Source organism: Pelodictyon phaeoclathratiforme BU-1 (assembly GCF_000020645.1).
Taxonomy (GTDB): Bacteria; Bacteroidota; Chlorobiia; order Chlorobiales; family Chlorobiaceae; genus Chlorobium; species Chlorobium phaeoclathratiforme.
The window spans coordinates 2,232,624-2,251,235 of the sequence record NC_011060.1 but is presented as its reverse complement, the minus strand read 5'-3'; the positions used below and the strand labels follow the sequence as shown (position 1 = coordinate 2,251,235).

The following is an 18,612-nucleotide window of genomic DNA, read 5'->3' as shown; positions in this document are numbered from 1 at the left end:
CTGTTTTATTTAGGTTCACAGGAAACAGGATTTTTCAGGATTGCTCCGGTATTGGCAGAGGTGACCATTTGTGCATATCTGGCCAGATATCCTTTTTTTATTTTTGGTTCAAACGGCTTTAGCGCTGCCAGCCGCTCATTGATCGTTTCTTCGGTCAGATTGACCGAGATGCTCCTTGACGGAATATCAATGGTGATTAAGTCACCGTTATGCAAAGCGGCAATCGGGCCGCGCTCGGCAGCTTCGGGAGAAATATGGCCTATACAGGCTCCTCTTGATCCTCCTGAGAAGCGTCCGTCGGTAATGAGTGCAACCGACTCTCCAAGCCCGCGGCCCATGATGGCGCTGGTGGGAGAGAGCATTTCCGGCATTCCGGGACCTCCTTTAGGGCCTTCATAGCGGATCACGACCACATCTCCGGCCTTGACATCATCACCCATAATGCCTTTGATGGCGTCGTCCTGGCAGTCATAGATTTTCGCCGGACCGGTATGCTTCATCATCTCAGGGGCTACTGCACCGGTTTTGACCACGGCTCCCTGCGGAGCAAGGTTTCCGAAAAGAACGGCAAGGCCGCCCGTTGCGGAGTAGGGTTCGTCAATACTTCTGATGACGGTGTAGTCAAGAATCTCTGCGTCGGCGATGTTTTCGCCAAGTGTTTTGCCGGTTACGGTTAAGGTGGAGAGGTCAAGCAGTCCGTCAATTCTGCTGAGCTCATGAAGGATAGCCGATACACCACCTGCCCGGTCTACATCTTCGATATGGACAGCCATTGTTGCAGGGCTGACCTTGCAGATATAGGGTGTTTTGGCTGAAAGGGCGTTCAACTCAGAAAAATTAAAATCGAGCTCAGCTTCGTTTGCAATGGCGAGTGTATGCAGGATGGTGTTGGTGCTGCCTCCCATTGCGAAATCAAGGGCAAAAGCGTTGAGCAGGGCGTTGCGCGAGAGAATATCGCGTGGCTTGATATCTTTTTTAACGAGATCAATAATGCGGCGGGAGGCCTCTCTGACCAGCTCGTTGCGCCGTGGATCAATGGCGAGGATGGTGCCATTGCCGGGCAGGGCAAAGCCAAGCGCTTCACTGAGGCAGTTCATTGAGTTTGCGGTGAACATGCCCGAACAGGAGCCGCAACCCGGGCAGGCGCTCTCTTCAATGGATTCAAGTTCTTCGTTGCCGATTTTACCGGCGCTGAACTGGCCGACAGCTTCAAAGACCGAGATCAGGTCAACCGTTTGACCTGAAGGGGTGTGGCCGGCTTTCATGGGGCCGCCGGAGACAAAGATAACCGGGATGTTGATGCGCAGCGCGGCCATCATCATGCCAGGAGTGATTTTGTCGCAGTTTGGAATACAGACAAGCCCGTCGAGGCAGTGGGCTTGTGCAACGGTTTCGACACTGTCGGCTATCAGTTCACGGCTTGCAAGCGAGTAGCGCATACCGATATGGCCCATTGCAATGCCGTCGCATACCCCGATGGTATTGAACTCGAAAGGCACTCCTCCTGCTTTACGAACCTCCTCTTTTGCGATGCGACCCAGCTCCTGCAGGTGGGAGTGGCCCGGGATGAGTTCGTTATAGGAGTTACAGATCCCGATAAAGGGTTTTTTAAAGTCATTATTTGAGACAATAGAACCGGTAGCTTTAAGAAGACTGCGGTGCGGCGCTTTTTCAAACCCTGTTTTTATGGTATCAGATCTCATGGCAGTAAGTTTTTTTGGCGATTAACAGATATCTTCCCCGAGGCTGCCGATCCCGAAGCCACAGTGAACATACAATTGAAAAGAGAGAAATGGACTTGGGATCGACTCTGGGTTTCAGAGTACGGACACGCTCACCAGTGGGACAGCCACAGTGACCATGATGACGATCCTGGAATTGAGGGAGTTCAACAAATATGGGGCCAAACCGCAGGAAAAGGGTGCACTCGAAGGTGCAGCCGTTTCGGCGCTGCTGCTGGAGAATCTGGTCTGTGATGTGAATGCAGACATTTATGGAAAAGGTTTTTTCGGTATAAAACGAAAACTGGAGGCAAATTACATTTTAAGTTTTATTAAAACAAACATTAAAAATGTTATAATCTGATGGATATTTGCTGTTTATTCTGTACCGTTATCGTTACACCTTTTGTCCAACCAGAATTAACTATCGACTCATGCTGAATCTCCAAGCTCCATTGCCTCAGGATTTTCCAGCCTTTTTCCTGACGCTCTGCCTTATCCTGCTTTTTGTTGTTCTTGCCGAACTGTTGACAAGGAAATTCAGTGTCAGCGCTCTTGTTGTCAGGAAAATTGTTCACCTCTCGATGGGTGTTGTTATCTTTTTCATACCGGCCTATTTCCATTCCAATTTTTATCCTGCGCTTGCAGCATCCATTTTTCTCTGTTTTAATGGATTGAACATTCGATTTCAATGGTTTGGTTCTCTGCTTGCCCTGCCTGAAGAGAAGAGCGCTCAGTCACCGGCAGTAAAAAGTTATGGTTCGCTTCTTTTCCCTCTGGTTTTTCTGCTTCAGCTTCTTTTTCTCTGGGAGTCTCATAAATGGATACTACAGACCTCTATGCTTGTCATGGGCGTCAGTGACTCTCTTGCGGCGCTTGTTGGCAGTTCAGTTGGTAAAAAGCACATTGAGCATATGACTAAAAACCCCAAGACTTTCGAGGGATCGCTCACCATGTTTGTCAGCAGCTTTTTGCTTCTCAGCGCAGCTCTTATGGTATTCAGCGAGAATTTCACAGGAGGGTTGGCCGGAAAGTCGGTGTTGATGCTTTTAGCGCTTGCGCTTCTTCTTACTCTTGTAGCCACGGCTGTTGAGGCGCTTTTATCCCATGGTCTCGATAATTTTTTTATTCCGGTATCTATCGCTTATGTGCTCTATGTTCTTGAGATGAATCATACCATTCTTCTTGAGCGTTTTCTTCTTGGTGGACTTTTTGCTTTTCTTTTGGCTGTTTTTTCAATCAAGGTCAAATTTCTTAATAACAGCGGGGCAACGGCCACATTTTTGCTGGGAACAACTATTTTTGGTATCGGAGGGATAGAGTGGACAGTTCCGCTTCTAACCTTTTATCTGTTGTCGTCGGTCTTGTCGAAATTGGGCAAGAAGCGGAAGGCGAAATTTGATCTGGTCTTTGAAAAAGGGTCGCAGCGGGATGCCGGTCAGGTTTATGCCAACGGGGGAATAGCCTGGATTCTGATGATTGCTTTTTCGTTGACCAATGATCCTGCAATCTTTTTTGCCTATCTCGGAACGCTTGCTGCAGTACAGGCTGATACCTGGGCGACGGAAATCGGTACGATGTGGCCGAATCCAAAAGCCTGGTTAGTGACTACTTTCAGAGAGGTGCCTGTTGGAACTTCTGGTGGTGTTTCTGTACCAGGTACTTCAGGGGCCTTTCTTGGTTCCCTCTTTATCTGTGCCAGTGCGATGGTGATCAATGTCCGTTGGTTGATGGATTTCGGTGTCCTGCAGTCTTTTCTTCTTATTGGATTTTCAGGGCTTCTTGCCAGCCTGGTTGACAGTTTTTTCGGAGCAACTGTTCAGGCTCAGTATTTTGATCCAATCCGTGAAAAGGTAACGGAGAGAACCCATAGTATGTCGCCTGATGGTGTTCTGGTTGAAAACAGGTTGCTTAAAGGCACCCCTCTGGTCAATAATGATCTGGTCAATACGCTTTGTGCCCTTTCCGGTTCGGCGTTAGCCTATGTGGTTATCCAGAATGTTCATCTGTTTTAATGAATTTTAATTGCTTGTACGCGTATGTTTGATTCCAGACTCGGGATTTTTGGCCTGTTTTCGGATGCCGGACCGGTTGTGTTGATGGTGCTTTCCATTCTTCTTGCATTTTCTGTCATATCATGGGCAATCATTGCGTTTAAATTTGGTTATCTCAGAAAATCCTTGCGTGAGTCGAGGCTTTTTCTTGACTATTTTTTTGCAGTCAGTAATGTCGATAAGGTTTTTACGGAATGCGAGAATTTCAGAACGGGTTCACTGCCAAGGGTTTTTCGTGCCTGTTATATTGAATACCGGTCGCTTGGCGACAAGAGTGATCTCCGGCAGGGGCGAGCCCGTATTGCCCGGGCAATGAAACGTGAGGTCAATGCGGAAAACAAGCGGCTGTCAACTCTTGTTCCTTTTCTTGCAACAGTTGGTAATACGGCGCCCTTTATCGGACTTTTTGGCACGGTATGGGGGATTATGAATTCATTTCAGAACATTGGCATGACTCAATCCGCTTCGCTTGCTGCGGTTGCTCCCGGTATTTCAGAAGCCCTTATTGCTACGGCAGCAGGCCTTGCTGCGGCTATTCCTGCTGTGATGGGCTATAACTTTTTTGCACAGCAGATCGGCATGATCGAGCGGGACCTTGAGGAGTTTTCTCCTGAATTTGTTTCAGCATTCATTAACGAACCGTAGATATGATAACATCGGGAAAAGGCCGGTTGATGAGTGATATTAACGTAACACCGTTTGTTGATGTCATGCTCGTGCTGCTGATCATTTTTATGGTAACCGCTCCCATGATGACGCATGGTGTAAAGGTTGAAACGCCACAAACGACTCATCAGAAAATGGATGTGCATGAAAAGGCTCTTGTGATCAGTATTGATGCTTCGCGGAGGGTCTTTATCAATCAATATCAGTTGAATGCTTCAGAGGTTCGTCAGAAGCTTCCGATGATTCTTGATGTCAAGCAAACAGGAGAGGTTTACCTTAAGGCTGATAAATCATTACCTTATGGTCTGGTAATGGATGTTATGGCCCAGATCAGGGATGCCGGAATTGAGAAGATTGGCATGGTGACCGAACCCGTTCCCATTTCGAGGGAAGGCGGGATATAGGTGCGTTTATGAAAAAAAGTCGTAATCATGTTTCTGCAGAACAAAAGTTTTTGCTTTGGCTTGTTGCTGCGGCAGTAATGCATGCCATGGTGTTTTTTTTAGCTGTTTATCTCCAGTTATGGGATGCTGGCCGGCATGTCAAGCTGAAAATTGTGAGTGTCTCTCTTGTTTCCCTACCCGGTTCCGGTGGTTCGCCTCAACGATCTGAAGGGAAGGGTGGTAGTACCGAAGCACCCTCTGCAGAGCCTCAAATCAATACTCCTCCCCCTGTTGTCAACAAGGTCGTTAAGGAGGCGTTGCCGGAAAAACCGCAGCCGCCTGCCCTTAAGCAGGTTGTTGTGGAGCCTCCAAAAAAAATTTCTGTGGAACCACTGAAGCCGAAGGTTGTTGAAAAGCCCTCTGATATGAGTACAGCTCTTCAGCGGCTCAAGCAAAACATTGAAAAGAAAACAGCGCAATTACCGCAACCATCTGCCAGTGCTTTGAACAAAGCGCTTGCGACGCTTCAGCAGAAGGTGAGCTCTGATAAACAGCCTTTGCAGGGTAGTGGCGGCGGAAAACCCGGCTCGTCCGGTGGCAGAAGTGGTGCGGGAAAGGGGAGTGGTGGTGGTGGAACTGCAGATCCCTATAAAGCTGAAATTGCGTCAATTATTCAGCGGAACTGGGTTTTTTCCGGGCAGATGCTGAAAAACAGTTACGGCATGAGTGTCTATGTTCGTATTAACATTATTGCTGATGGGACGATTCGCCAGATTATTTTTGATAAGAGGGCGCCAAGTGAATATTTGAACAGTTCAGTAAAAAAAGCCCTTGAAAAATCATCACCTCTTCCTGTTTTGCCGAAAGAGGAGGGGTTCAGGGATGTTTGGATTGGATTTGTGTTTACTCCGGAAGGTATTGAGTAGGGTTCGTGGCTGGCTGGTGTGGAAAAAACTTTTTTTATATATTTGCCTTGAGTATGCTTATTGTGGTGATGTTTAGTCTGCCATTGTTGTTTAGAGCAGAAACATGTTCTTTTGGTTTCGTATAAGGTCGGCAGGTTATCAGATTATGTGTAACAGCTAAAGCGTTGTTGTGTTATGGTGCGATTTTTTAAACATGTTTTCTCTGGCATTTTTGTGGCGCTCTTTTTTCTGCTCGTATTTCCTCTGCACCTCTGTGCAGGCGAGACGGGAGAGACAGGAGAGTATATAGCCATCCGTAAAGAGGGGTCTGGCAATATTGTTCTTGTACTCGACAAGCTCCATGCAGATGGAAAAAAGGAGTCCCGATTTGGGCAGGGTCTTGATACCGTTATGCATGATGGTCTCGATTTTGCAGGGATATTCTCCATGCTTCCTCCACCTCTTAATATTATGGACAACAGTGACAAAAAGAGTGTTGTCATCAATTTTGGAGCACTGACTTCGGTAGGTGCAGAGGTCTATGCAGGAGGTACGGTTACGATAAAGTCAGGAATGATCAATCTGGATATGTCGGTCTACGAGACTGCTGGCTCCAGATTGCTTTTAAGGAAAACCTATACGGGCAAGGAGGATGAACTTCGTTCAATCGGTCATGCGTTCTGCGCTGATCTTGTTGCACTTCTTACCGGTAAATCTTCTGTATTTGGCAGTAAAATTGTTTTTGTTTCGAATAATACCGGGTATAAAGAGATCTATCAGTGTGATTTTGATGGATATGGAGTTGAGCAACTGACCAATTCGAGATCGATTACCATGAATCCATCTCTTTCTCCGGATGGAAGACATCTTGCCTACATTGATTTTTCTTCTGGCCGTTCTGTTCTTCGTATCCAGAACCTTGGTGAGAGGAAAACTGCGTCAGTTGGCAATAGTGGTGTCAGTATTGACCCTGCCTGGAGAAGTGGCAGCGAGGTGGCAGCAACACTCTCCTTTGATGGCAATCAGCAGATTTATCTTGTTAAAACTGATGGCACACTTTCGCGAAGGCTTACCAATAGCAGGAGTATTGATATTTCTCCTGCGTTTTCTCCCGATGGCAGCAAGATGGCATTTGTCTCTTCAAGAAATGGTCTTCCCCAGATCTTTATCCAGGATATTCAGTCTGGTCAGGTAAAAAGATTGACGTTCAGTGGCCGTTATAATACCCAGCCATCATGGTCTCCTGCCGGAGATAAAATTGCCTATACAACATGGGAAAAGAATGGTGAAATAAATATATTTACCGTGAGTGCTGATGGCTCAGGGCTCATGCAGTTAACACGGCGATGCGGAGAGAACATCTGCCCCTCGTGGTCTCCGGATGGACAGATGATAGTGTTTTCGTCTAACCGCTCAGGAAAACAGAAACTTTACACAATGGATTCGAAAGGGGATAAACAGAGGGCTTTATTGCAGGTTGATGGTCAGCAGACGCAGCCATCCTGGTCTTTACGTTAGTGCGGTATATTTTGTAACATAAACAATGAAAAAGGGGGACAAATGAAAACTATGAAGCCGTTATTGAGAAGTCTTGTTATTCCGACCATGCTGTTTCTTGGTGCATGTGGTTGCGGAAAAGAGGTCGTTGTGGCCCCACCACCACCACCACTTCCTCCTCCACCTCCGCCAGTTGTGGTTGTAATGCCTGGTCTTGGCGATGTTTTCTATGATTTTGACCGTTCTGAGCTCCGCGCAGATGCCGTTGAGCAGTTGAAAACCAATTTCAACTGGATACAGGCAAATACAGAGAAGAGTGTCATCATCGAAGGGCATTGCGATGAAAGAGGCACTGCGGAGTATAACCTTGCTCTTGGCCAGCGCCGTGCAAACAGTGCAAAGGATTACATCGTCAATTTGGGTGTTGCTCCTGTCCGTCTGAAGACGGTTAGTTTCGGTGAGGAAAAACCATTTGCTGACGGCAGCAATGAAGAGGCATGGGCTCAGAACAGAAGGGCACACTTTGTTGCGGAATAAAGAGATGTTTTGTTGAAGACGACAAGGGGCAGGTTGTTGTTCTTGCTGCCCCTTTTTTTATCAATGTTTAATTGAATTGGATCCATGACAAAAAAAATAAACGGCATCATTGTTCTGGCCTTGATGGTGACCGCTGGATGTTCATCAAAAAGTGCAGTGACCCCTGATGCAGGGAGTGCAGGGAGTGGTTCCGCATCATTACCTTCATCGTCGTCGCCGTCTTTACCATTGTTGCCATCCTCACCATCCGGTTATGGATTTGATCAATGGCAAACCGGACCTCTGGGCGATGTGTTTTTTGATTATGACAGCGCTACGCTGAGTGCCGAGGCTCAGGAGCAACTCCACCAAAATGGAGTATGGATGGGAAGCAATGCTCGCAAAGGAGCTCTTATTGAAGGTCATTGTGATGAGAGGGGTACTTCAGAATACAATCTTGCGCTTGGCGATCGCAGGGCGATAAGTGCTAAAGAGTATCTGGTCAGGTTTGGTGTGGCTCCATCCCGTCTTGAAACGGTGAGTTATGGCGAAGAGCGTCCATTTGCTGCCGGCAGTAATGAAGAGTCCTGGGCAAAAAACCGTCGGGCGCATTTTGTCGTAAAATAATGGTATGAAGAATCCTTTGCTGACCATGTATAAAAAGATAAGACCTTTTCTTTTTCTTCCAGTTCTTGCACTGTCGGCCTGTGCATCAAAACAGGATCTTCTCGTTGTTGAAGATAATCTGAAAAAGCTCAAAACGGATTCGGAAACCATTAAGTCGCAGTCTGCGGTCTCCTATTCGGATGTTCAACAGGTTCGGGATGATGTTTCTCGCTTACAGGGCAGTATTGAGGAGATTTCTCATAATAATCGGCTGACTTTTGGTCGCCTTGGTATGGAGGATTCCCTCCTTGTGCACAAGGTTGATGAGCTGGAGTTGAGGTTGCAGAAAATGGAGCAATATATTGCTCTTGCCAAAGAGCAGAGCCCCCCTTCAGCAGCGCCGTTACAACAGAATGATACGGTACAGAGCGCTCAAAAGCCTTCTGCTCTTACTGATGCCGCATTGCTTGAAGAGGGGCGGGAGAGACTCAAAAGTAAAAATTATGTTGCTTCACGGGAAAGTTTCGGTTTACTGATGCAACGCACACCGCCATCTGCTCTTGCCGATCAGGCACAGTTCTTTATAGCGGAGAGCTATTTTGGTGAAAAATGGTATGAAAAGGCCATTCTTGAATATCAGGTTGTGATTGCCAAATACCTCAAAAGCAACAAACGTCCTGAAGCGCTCTACAAACAGGCGCTCTCCTTTGAATTTATAGGCGACCCTGCCAACGCAAAGGCAAGGTTCAAGGATCTGGTCAACGTTTATCCTGATGCACCTCAAGCGACTCAGGCGCGCAAAAAATTGCAATAGTTCATCCATCTCTCTTATGAAATGAACAGAACAATGGAGCTGCTGTCTCATGACTCACGTTATGAGGCAGCTTTTTCGTTTACTATAAGCATCTGACCTAATGGATAATGCCGGGCTCACTATTTCGCAATAAGAGTGTGATTCAGAATCTGTCAATAAAAAAGGCCACCCCTCCGGATAGCCTTTTTTATTGATTTCCATCTTTTTGAGAGAGCCGTGACTTCAAAGCCAGCTCAACTTGCAAAGCCGTGAATTATCAATTACTTGAAAAATTCATCAAGTGTATAGGTTCGCCGGTCAATCTCAATGCAAAGTTCCCGTAATAATGAGCTGTAAAAGACAGGGATATCCCTCATGGTCCATTTTATTCCACGATTGTCAAAGTCAATGACATAACGATTCTCGTTGTCAATAATCTTCTTCTTGATATCAATACCGATATCAGGCTGTGTCGTAAGAACAAAGAGTTCAATTTCCCCGGAAATGATTTTATCGATCATAACCTTTGTCGGCGATAACTTTCTTCGTCCCGAAGAGGGACTTATCTGCACCTGAAGGTTACCACGATTATCTCTTTTTGCTGAGGTGATAAAATACTTTTCTGCTTTATGAGCAGCATTGCCTGACCATGGCCCTGCTGTACTTACCCTGACCTGGTTATCGCCGGTGTTCGGACGGCTGAGCTGAGGTTGCATTGTTTGCACGGTTAAAATTTGCAAATATATCACACTCTGGTGTTCTACCTTCAACAGTGTTCAAATTAGCAAAACCCGGTTAAATAAACAAAGGGATTCACACAGGAATCCCTTTGTTCAAGACGAGATCTTTTTACAGCTTATTTGTCGTTGCCGTCAATAACTTCGTATTCAGCATTTTCAACATTACCATCGCCGCTATTTTTTTTCGATTTTTCACCGCTGTCACTCTGTGCTGCCGTTTCAGGCTGTGACGATTCCGGACCCTGAGACTGGTAGAGATGAGAGGCAATCTCACTCCACTCCTTGTTGAGCTCCTCCATCGCACTTTTAAGAGACTCAACGGTTCCGTTCTTGTAAGCTTCCTTGAGTTTTTCAAGCGAACCTTCCAGTACGGGACGTTTGTCTGCCGGTATTTTATCGCCGAGCTCTTTCAACTGTTTTTCAGTGCTGAAAATCAGGGAGTCTGCAATATTTCTGGTGTCGATCTCTTCCTTGCGTTTCTGATCTTCAGCAGCATGTTCTTTTGCGTCCTCCTTCATTTTGCTGATTTCAGCGTCGGTGAGCTTGCTGCTCGATTCAATTTTGATGCTCTGCTCTTTTCCTGTTGCCTTGTCTTTTGCTGAAACATGCAGAATACCGTTGGAATCGATATCAAACGTCACTTCGATCTGTGGTATGCCTCTTGGAGAGGGAGGAATATCGCCAAGGTGGAACCGACCCAGTGTTTTGTTGTCGGTAGCCATTGGGCGCTCTCCCTGTAAAACATGTACCTCAACCGAGGTCTGATTATCACCTGCAGTTGAAAAAACCTCCTGCTTTCTTGTCGGAATAGTGGTGTTTGCATCGATGAGCTTCGTCATTACACCGCCAAGGGTTTCAATACCAAGCGAAAGAGGTGTTACATCAAGCAGCAGAACATCAGTGACGTCACCTTTCAGAACACCACCCTGAATAGCCGCGCCGATAGCAACAACTTCATCAGGATTGACACTTTTGTTCGGCTCTTTGCCGAAAAAGTCTTTGACCAAAGCCTGCACTTTTGGTATACGGGTGGAACCTCCAACAAGAACCACCTCGTCGATCTCCTTCATCTCAAGCTTGGAATTCTTGATGGCACGACGACAGGGATCAAGAATCTTGTCGAACAGATCAGCGCACAATGCCTCGAATTTTGCACGGGTGAGATTGATCACCAGGTGTTTCGGCCCTTCCTGTGTTGCAGTAATGAAGGGAAGATTGATTTCGGTATCAGTCCTTGAAGAGAGTTCGATTTTTGCTTTTTCAGCGGCTTCCTTCAAGCGCTGAAGGGTAATGGCATCCTTGCGAAGATCAATACCCTCCTGTTTTTTAAACTCGTCAGCAATATAATCGATAATTTTCTGGTCAAAGTTGTCACCGCCGAGATGGGTATCGCCGTCAGTTGACTTCACCTCAAAAACACCATCACCAAGCTCAAGAACGGAGATATCAAATGTTCCTCCACCAAGATCGAAGACCGCAACTTTTTCACTCGTCTGCTTTCTGTCAAGGCCGTAGGCAAGAGCAGCAGCGGTAGGTTCATTGATGATACGCTTGACATCAAGTCCGGCAATACGCCCGGCATCTTTTGTCGCCTGCCGCTGGGCATCATTGAAGTATGCCGGCACCGTGATGACTGCTTCGGTAACTTTTTCACCAAGAAAGTCCTCAGCCGTCTGCTTCATTTTCTGCAGGATCATTGCTGAAACTTCCTGGGGAGAATAGATTTTGTCATTGATTTTTACGCGGGCTTCACCACCTTCGTTGATAATTTCATAGGGAGCAAGCTTTTTTTCGTCATTGATTTCATCATATTTGCGTCCCATGAAACGCTTGATAGAAAAGATCGTGTTCTTCGGATTGGTTATCGCCTGTCTTTTTGCAGCCTGGCCAACCAAACGATCACCGGTTTTGGTTAAGGCTATGATAGAGGGTGTTGTACGGTTTCCCTCTGAATTTTCGATAACTGTTGGCTGCGATCCCTGCATAACCGAAACACAAGAGTTCGTCGTGCCAAGGTCGATGCCGATAATTTTACCCATAATGTCTATTCCTTGTTTTGAATGTGATATAAAACAGTTTTACAACTAATAATGTCTGAGTTCGGGTGGTTCCTGAACGTGATTTTAATTAATCGTAATCTCTTTTTTCTTCTTTACCGGCACAGCTTTCGGAAGCGTTACATGAAGTATTCCGTTCTTGAAATCTGCACTGATGCTCTCCTGATCAATCATTTCACCAAGATTAAAACTCCTTGAAAAACTTCCGGAGCTCCTCTCAATACGATGATAATTTTTCTTGCTCTCTTCCGTTTCCGCCGTTCTCTCTGCTTTGATGGTCAGTACATCATCTTCAATGTGGAGTACCACATTCTCTTTGGCGATACCGGGAAGTTCGGCATCAATATGGAATCCGGCCTCATCTTCTGAAATATCAACCTTAAAAGCCGGGGCTGAAGGCTGTTGTGCACCTGACCAGATATCATCAAACAGTCTCATTGGGTCTTTCGCTAATTGTACCAGCATGGTAATCTCCTTTTCGCTCTTGTTTGTTATGATTACAGTAATTGATGGTAATGAACAATTCCATGCTAATAAACATCAAAAACCATGCCAAAACTGAAATACGCCTTTTCACCTGAGGGAGTTTCATCAAAATGACTTGTTGATAGCGAAAATGTCATGAATTTGGTGTCAGTATGACAAAAAGTCAGGCGGAGGAGGCGTAAAGGAGGAGGCGTGCCGGATTGAGATGCGGAAAATGGAAAGAGTGTCAACTGGAGAGGTTAGACTGGACTTTTTGTACCCAGCAAAGTCGCTCCTGAAGGTTATCAACTACACTTTTTGAACTCAGATAACAAGCGTAGATAACACTATCGTCAGCGATACGATAATAGCATTTCAAGCCCTCTTTCCTGCGGGTTACAACACCACTCTCATACATCAGGGCCAGATGTTTTGAGATGTTTGCCTGGCTTGCGTGTATTTCATTGACAATTTCCTGAACGGTATGCTCGCTCTCACAAAGCACACGTAAAATTCTCAGTCTCATTGGTTCAGAGAGCAGCTTGAATCGATTGGAAACCGCTTCAAACATCTCATCAGGCATATTAAGATGCCATTTTTTTACATCTTCTTCTGTAATCGTGACCGTTTTGCTCATGGGATACCTGGTTACCGCCGGGGAGTACTGCCTCCCTTTATGCAGTGATAATCTATTGTTAACGTGAACGAGTATATAGCTATTAATTCGTACAATTCAAACCGGACAAGATATGAATTATTTTCCAGAGTGAATAACCCGGGCAGCAGGTGCTATTCACAAAGGAGGGTGTCTTCGTGCTCTTTGGTATTGAAACTGGTAAGCTGCATGATTGACATAACCAACGTCTGAGGGGCCTTGAACTGGATAATTTTTTCCCTGATGATCATTTTGGTTTTTTTTGCCTCCTCAAACTCTCTGTGGCACTCTTTGCACTCCGAAATGTGAAGGAGAAAATCCTGCTCTTCAAGGTGGGAAAGCTCTCCATCCAGAGAGGCACTCATAAGCACGCTGGCCTTTTTGCAGTTCATAGTAAAAAAAAGTTTGTGCGTCTCGATTTATTGAACGTTATCGGTGTTGAAGCCGTATTTCTTTGCATATCCCTCAAGCTGACTGCGAAGCAGCTTCCTGCCCCGATATAACCTTGACCTCACCGTTCCGATAGGGCTTTCTACCATATTTGCAATTTCCTCATAGGTAAATCCCTCAATATCACACAACTGAATCACCTCCCTGAACTCCTCGGGCAGAGAGTGAAGCGCCTGATAGACCTCTTCGTGCAGCAATGAATGGAAATAATCGCTTTCTGACTCAGTGGTATCACTTCGGGTGTCTTTGATTGAATGATAAAAATCTTTAATAAGATCATAATCAACTTTTCCAGGTTCCTTCGAATTTTTCCTGAAGCGGTTGATATAGTTGTTTTTCAGGATTTTAAACAGCCATGCCTTACAGTTTGTTCCCCGCTCAAAAGAATTAAAAAATCTATATGCCTTCAGATAGGTCTCCTGCACCAGATCCTCAGCATCACTTGGATTCATGGTCAAGTGAAGAGCATAGTTATAGAGGGCGTTAAGATGAACAACGGCTTCATTTTGAAACTCAAGTTGCTTTCGTCGCTCATCTCGGGAGAGCGTCTCTTTTTTTGTCCCGGTTTTTAAGTCGCGAGCAGGATCAGGTTTATCCATGGGATGATATCTTCCAGGGTTCAAAGAAACGTTGTTTTGCATTCCGAAGAATCTTTTCATAAATTAATATATTTAAAGCAATATACTTTAAGGCTTTTCTGAACTTCGTAAACATAATCCAAAGGCATGTGTTCCATGAATGTATCCGCTGATCTTTCTGCTGATGTGATTGTTATCGGTTCAGGAGTTGGAGGGCTCACTGCAGCAGCATTGCTTCAGGAGAGGGGCATTTCAACCCTTGTTTTCGAGAAGAACCGATATGCGGGGGGAAGTTGCTCTTCTTTCCAGCGGGAGGGGTATCGTTTTGATGCCGGAGCATCGGTTTTTTATGGTTTTGGTGACAATAGCAGCAGTGGCACCCTGAACCTGCATACGCGAATATTCAGAAAGCTCGATATTGAGGTGCTCACAATTTTTGACCCTGTTCAGATCCATTATCACCTGCCCGGTGGTTTTTCTCTACCAGCCTCTTATAACCAACAAGCATTTCTTGATGCTCTTGCCGCTCGTTTTCCGCATGAGAGTGACGGAATCAGAAAATTTTATCATGAGCTCACGGAGGTTTATGACATTCTCAGCGCTCTGCCTGCGGGCTCGCTTGAGGATGTGACACATCTGCTCTCGGTCGGTGCTGCACATCCTCTCAAGACCATGGCTCTTGCGCTGAAAAGCTTTCGTTCAATGGGGAAAACCGCCAGAAGTTATATTAAGGATGAAGAACTGCTCCATTTTATCGACATTGAGGCCTACTCCTGGGCGGTGCAGGATGCTCTTGCAACCCCACTGGTCAATGCCAGCATCTGTCTTGCCGATCGCCATTTCGGCGGCATCAATTATCCGATCGGCGGTTCCGGCGCTATTCCTGATGGGCTTTGCAAGGGGATCAGGAAGTTTGGCGGACGTATTTGTTATCAATCAGAGGTTACCGAGATTCTGGTCAGCAACGGTGAGGCCCGTGGCGTCAGGCTTGCCGATGGCACAGAGTACTATGCAAAAGCGGTAATCAGCAATGCAACAGTCTGGGATACCTTTAATCGCCTTGTTATCGACTCGCGCTACAGGGTGGATGAAAAACGTTTTCTGAGGGCGCCGAGCTGGTTCCAGCTTTTTCTCGGTGTTGATGCTTCTGTTATTCCCGAAGGGTTTCATATGCACCATATTCTGGTCGACGACTGGAAGAGCTATAACCAGTTGGGAGGAACCATCTATTTTTCTGCACCAACCATTCTTGATCCATCACTGGCGCCTCCCGGCAGACATATTGTTCATGCTTTCGTTACTGGAGAGGTTGAAGAGTGGCAACATTATGAGAGGGGTAGCAGTGCCTACCTTGCAGCAAAGGATGAGGTTGCAGCCGGGATAATTTTCCGGATAGAGCGGATTTTACCCGGATTATCGAAAGCTGTAAAACTAAAGGTACTTGCTACGCCGCTTACCCATGAGCGCTATCTCAATCGCTTTAAAGGATCATACGGGCCTCTGCTCAAACCGGGGCAGAGTATTCTCCAGAAACCCCAGAACACAACACCGATAAAAAATCTCTTTGCTGTAGGCGACAGTACTTTTCCCGGGCAGGGCGTCATAGCCGTAACCTATTCGGGGGTATCGTGCGCATCCCTGATTGCCAGAAAATTTGGCAAGCCGCTTGATCCGTTAGTGTAATCGGGAGCGTCAGGAGGCAGCAAGTAGCATATCGATCTCTCTGAAAGGAATGTCTGTCAATTCAGCAAGAATTTTTTGTGTGACATAGCCCTTGAAAATGTAGGTTCCCTTCCGCAAACTGTGACTTTTCCAGAGAATCTCTGAAACGGTCTCATGTCCTGTCAGTTTCAGAAGAAAAGGCAAAAGGGTATTGGTCAGGGCGAAAGAGGCTGTTTTTGCGACGGCTGACGGGATATTCGGTACGCAGTAATGGGTAACGCCGTGCTTGACATAAATGGGATTGGTGTGGGATGTATGGCGGCTGGTAGCGAAACAGGCACCCTGATCAATCGAGACATCAATAATCACCGAACCGGGCTTCATCGACTTGACCACCTGTTCGCTGACCAGTGGCTTGATGATTTTCTGACGCGGGCTCAGTGCGCCAATCAGAACGTCCGACATCTTCGCAATTTCGGCAATGTAATGATCGTTTGCAATGGCGGTGACAAGGTGACGGTTGAAAAATGCTTCGAATCGTCGCAACCGATTGATCTCCTTATCGATAACGGTAACCTGCGCACCGAGTCCAAGCGCATCCTGTGCGGCAAAAAGCCCGACGGTTCCAGCCCCGATAATGGTGACCCAGGCCGGTGGAACACCTGCAATGCCTCCAAGGAGAATGCCGCTGCCCCCGTAACCTGTTTCAAGGTATTTGGCCGCTGTCTGTATGGCCAGTGAACCGGCGATTTCGCTCAGCGTCCTGACAATCGGCAGCTCGCCATCCCTTGTTTCGATAAACTCAAATCCGAGAGCGGTAATATTCTTCTCGATCAGTGCTTTTATCAGATCCGGGGTGATTGTTCCAAGATGGAGGGCTGAGATGAGCATCTGACCTGGCATAAAAAGGGGAAGCTCTTCGGTCATCGGGGGAGAGACCTTCACAATGACATTCGACTGCTGGTAGAGCTCCTCCGGGGATTCGGCAATGGTTGCTCCAGCTTCGCCATATGCGAGATCGGTGAAGTTACAGAAATTACCGGCAGATTTTTCAACGATAACCTTGATGCCCTGCTCAACGAGTATCTGAACACCGGGAGGTGATATAGCCACCCGGCGTTCATCCTGAAGCCGTTCACGGGGAATCCCAAGAACAATTTCCATCGTTTTCTCAGGCTTTATCAGCCAGCGCTCAAGGGTTTTGGCACCAAGCTCAAACTCAACATTTCCGATATCAGAAGAGTACCCCATCAGCAATTCAATGGTTGTTGTTTCTGGCCCCCGATCAAAAAAGGGGAAAAACTACTTTACAGATATTTTTACCGGCTCAATAACCGGAGTTTTTTCACTCTTGCAGCAGGAAGCATCTGTTCCTGGCAAATGCAGACGTCCTCCTGAAACAGTGCATACCATCTCTGTTGCACCTTTCAATGCGCCCTTGGCTCCATCGGCAAGGATGGTAGCGGGGTATTGCAGAAAGGGGAAGGATTCCATAACGGTACTGGAAAGCAGTTGTGATGCCTGAACCACCCCGTTGCCAATTTTGCCGAGAGAATCGCCCGGACTTATCTGCCCCTTTTTGATTCTGTCAACAAGGGTACCTGCACCTTCAGGCAGTTTATTGACAACATTATAGCCAATGGTTTGGGCATAGGTGATAAAACCAGGTACGTTCAGAGAGAGAACAATGCGTTTGAGGTTCTCGGCCCTTGAAAGAAGCCGAACAGTTCCCTCTTTGATAATCACACACTGACAGGCAAGCCTTCCTCCCTCCTGAAACAGTTTATCAGAAATAAAGGCCTTTTCAATATTGTTCGGAGCTGAAAGAGAGTCCATCCCCTCCTTGACATAAACAAAGCAACTCTGGCAGATACCATTTCCCCCGCAGATATAACCAATGTGGCAGTTATGACGTTGCGCAACCTTCAGGAGCAAATCACCTGTTTTTGCTTCACAAGGTTTATCGTTGATGAATATGATCATGGTTTTTTGTAATTAATGGTGAGTTAATTAAACCGTAATTGACTTCCTTCGATACAAAATATACAAAATTTTGCCGCAGCCTCAACCAAACCTCTTTGCTCCGATCAGCATAAAGGGTTCGATTGAAGCTGCAACTCATCTCCTGAAAGATACATTCGCTTATTATGCTGCAATATGCGCTCTCGTCATCGTGGTTATCTTCCCTTTGTTGCTGCTGCATGATGGTTCAGAGGCAGTTGATTTCTCTGCAAAGGGCCTGACGCAGCAGCCCTCCTCATGTTGACTATCACACGATAGCGGCGCGGTAAAGGCCTGGAAGAAAAGCTGGAAAGCATTTCCGATGCCACCGACAATGTCAGAAAAGAGTTGCCACAGATCAAACTCCCTTTTCGACTGCAACTGCATGGTTTCGGGAAACTTTACAAGCGCCTCCCTGCCCATTTTGGCGGCATACCCTGCCAATTGCAGCGGATTGGTTTCAACCATTTGCTTGACCTCTTCGACTGCTGATATGATCCTTATCGTCCCGGGTTTTTCAACTTTAGCCATACAGCCCATTCTTGTCCCCTCGCTCAAAAGAGCATCAGAAAGGAGCGCTTTTTCCTCTTCACTGAGCGGAGAGAGAAGCTCACTGCCTTCAAGAACCCTGACATAGCAGGTTTGACAAATTCCATTCCCCCCGCAGAAATAGCCTATGTGAGCATGATTCGTACGAGCGATATCAAGTAACCGGTCACCCTCGTTTGCCTCATACTGCTGATTATTGATCGTGATATGCATGATGATGTACTGTTATGATTCTAAAAATATAAGACCAATTATGTCTTGTATTTTGAACATCAACGCAAGAGCAAAAGTTGCAGTAAATCAACAAATTCATG

Annotated in this window: 20 protein-coding genes; 10 read left to right on the top strand and 10 right to left on the bottom strand. The window is 46.4% G+C overall.

The annotated features are described in order from the left end of the window. Positions 1 to 5 precede the first annotated feature (5 nt). Positions 6 to 1,703, bottom strand: a complete 1,698-nt coding sequence (ilvD, locus tag PPHA_RS10745) for a dihydroxy-acid dehydratase (RefSeq protein ID WP_012508847.1) — start codon at positions 1,701 to 1,703, stop codon at positions 6 to 8. A gap of 157 nt (positions 1,704 to 1,860) precedes the next feature. On the opposite strand from ilvD, the gene PPHA_RS10740 reads away from it, so the two are divergent. From PPHA_RS10740 to PPHA_RS10700, 9 genes are all read left to right on the top strand, one after another. Beyond that, positions 1,861 to 2,085 carry a hypothetical protein gene (locus PPHA_RS10740; RefSeq protein WP_012508846.1) on the top strand — a complete coding sequence of 75 codons (225 nt, stop codon included), beginning with the start codon at positions 1,861 to 1,863 and terminating at the stop codon, positions 2,083 to 2,085. Positions 2,086 to 2,155: 70 nt separating this feature from the next. Further along, positions 2,156 to 3,736, top strand: a complete 1,581-nt coding sequence (locus tag PPHA_RS10735) for a DUF92 domain-containing protein (protein WP_012508845.1) — start codon at positions 2,156 to 2,158, stop codon at positions 3,734 to 3,736. 24 nt (positions 3,737 to 3,760) lie between these two features. Then, positions 3,761 to 4,420: a protein TolQ gene (gene tolQ, locus PPHA_RS10730; protein WP_012508844.1), complete on the top strand. Its 660-nt coding sequence runs from the start codon at positions 3,761 to 3,763 to the stop codon at positions 4,418 to 4,420. Between the two features lie 29 nt (positions 4,421 to 4,449). Then, complete coding sequence (gene tolR / locus PPHA_RS10725) at positions 4,450 to 4,845, top strand: protein TolR (protein ID WP_012508843.1); 396 nt, start codon at positions 4,450 to 4,452, stop codon at positions 4,843 to 4,845. Positions 4,846 to 4,853: 8 nt separating this feature from the next. Beyond that, complete coding sequence (locus PPHA_RS10720) at positions 4,854 to 5,750, top strand: energy transducer TonB (RefSeq protein WP_012508842.1); 897 nt, start codon at positions 4,854 to 4,856, stop codon at positions 5,748 to 5,750. Between the two features lie 174 nt (positions 5,751 to 5,924). After that, positions 5,925 to 7,247 carry a Tol-Pal system beta propeller repeat protein TolB gene (gene tolB, locus PPHA_RS10715; RefSeq protein WP_012508841.1) on the top strand — a complete coding sequence of 441 codons (1,323 nt, stop codon included), beginning with the start codon at positions 5,925 to 5,927 and terminating at the stop codon, positions 7,245 to 7,247. Positions 7,248 to 7,289: 42 nt separating this feature from the next. Then, the gene (gene pal, locus PPHA_RS10710; protein WP_012508840.1) at positions 7,290 to 7,763 is read left to right on the top strand and encodes a peptidoglycan-associated lipoprotein Pal; all 474 of its coding nucleotides are present in this window, start codon (positions 7,290 to 7,292) and stop codon (positions 7,761 to 7,763) included. An 84-nt stretch (positions 7,764 to 7,847) separates the two neighbouring features. Continuing rightward, the gene (gene pal, locus PPHA_RS10705; RefSeq protein WP_012508839.1) at positions 7,848 to 8,369 is read left to right on the top strand and encodes a peptidoglycan-associated lipoprotein Pal; all 522 of its coding nucleotides are present in this window, start codon (positions 7,848 to 7,850) and stop codon (positions 8,367 to 8,369) included. 4 nt (positions 8,370 to 8,373) lie between these two features. Next, a complete protein-coding gene (locus PPHA_RS10700; RefSeq protein ID WP_012508838.1) occupies positions 8,374 to 9,162 on the top strand; it encodes a tetratricopeptide repeat protein in 789 nt (262 codons plus the stop codon). Positions 9,163 to 9,422: 260 nt separating this feature from the next. On the opposite strand, the gene pscD is transcribed toward PPHA_RS10700, so the two are convergent. The 6 genes from pscD to PPHA_RS10670 form a co-directional block, all read right to left on the bottom strand. Next, complete coding sequence (pscD, locus tag PPHA_RS10695; RefSeq protein WP_012508837.1) at positions 9,423 to 9,857, bottom strand: photosystem P840 reaction center protein PscD; 435 nt, start codon at positions 9,855 to 9,857, stop codon at positions 9,423 to 9,425. Positions 9,858 to 9,997: 140 nt separating this feature from the next. Next, on the bottom strand, positions 9,998 to 11,920 hold the full coding sequence (gene dnaK, locus PPHA_RS10690) for a molecular chaperone DnaK (RefSeq protein WP_012508836.1): 1,923 nt from the start codon (positions 11,918 to 11,920) through the stop codon (positions 9,998 to 10,000). A gap of 84 nt (positions 11,921 to 12,004) precedes the next feature. Next, a complete protein-coding gene (locus PPHA_RS10685) occupies positions 12,005 to 12,403 on the bottom strand; it encodes an Hsp20/alpha crystallin family protein (RefSeq protein ID WP_012508835.1) in 399 nt (132 codons plus the stop codon). A gap of 247 nt (positions 12,404 to 12,650) precedes the next feature. After that, the gene (locus PPHA_RS10680) at positions 12,651 to 13,040 is read right to left on the bottom strand and encodes an ArsR/SmtB family transcription factor (RefSeq protein WP_012508834.1); all 390 of its coding nucleotides are present in this window, start codon (positions 13,038 to 13,040) and stop codon (positions 12,651 to 12,653) included. 152 nt (positions 13,041 to 13,192) lie between these two features. Further along, a complete protein-coding gene (locus PPHA_RS10675; protein ID WP_012508833.1) occupies positions 13,193 to 13,450 on the bottom strand; it encodes an anti-sigma factor family protein in 258 nt (85 codons plus the stop codon). A 27-nt stretch (positions 13,451 to 13,477) separates the two neighbouring features. Beyond that, the gene (locus PPHA_RS10670; RefSeq protein WP_012508832.1) at positions 13,478 to 14,107 is read right to left on the bottom strand and encodes a sigma-70 family RNA polymerase sigma factor; all 630 of its coding nucleotides are present in this window, start codon (positions 14,105 to 14,107) and stop codon (positions 13,478 to 13,480) included. Positions 14,108 to 14,242: 135 nt separating this feature from the next. On the opposite strand from PPHA_RS10670, the gene PPHA_RS10665 reads away from it, so the two are divergent. Continuing rightward, positions 14,243 to 15,769 carry an FAD-dependent oxidoreductase gene (locus PPHA_RS10665; RefSeq protein WP_012508831.1) on the top strand — a complete coding sequence of 509 codons (1,527 nt, stop codon included), beginning with the start codon at positions 14,243 to 14,245 and terminating at the stop codon, positions 15,767 to 15,769. Positions 15,770 to 15,778: 9 nt separating this feature from the next. Here the strand turns inward: PPHA_RS10665 and PPHA_RS10660 are convergent, their stop codons facing one another. The 3 genes from PPHA_RS10660 to PPHA_RS10650 form a co-directional block, all read right to left on the bottom strand. Continuing rightward, on the bottom strand, positions 15,779 to 16,999 hold the full coding sequence (locus tag PPHA_RS10660) for an alanine dehydrogenase (protein WP_012508830.1): 1,221 nt from the start codon (positions 16,997 to 16,999) through the stop codon (positions 15,779 to 15,781). A 51-nt stretch (positions 17,000 to 17,050) separates the two neighbouring features. Then, positions 17,051 to 17,731, bottom strand: a complete 681-nt coding sequence (locus PPHA_RS10655) for a 2Fe-2S iron-sulfur cluster-binding protein (protein ID WP_012508829.1) — start codon at positions 17,729 to 17,731, stop codon at positions 17,051 to 17,053. Between the two features lie 162 nt (positions 17,732 to 17,893). Further along, on the bottom strand, positions 17,894 to 18,511 hold the full coding sequence (locus PPHA_RS10650; protein ID WP_012508828.1) for a 2Fe-2S iron-sulfur cluster-binding protein: 618 nt from the start codon (positions 18,509 to 18,511) through the stop codon (positions 17,894 to 17,896). Positions 18,512 to 18,612: the final 101 nt, after the last annotated feature.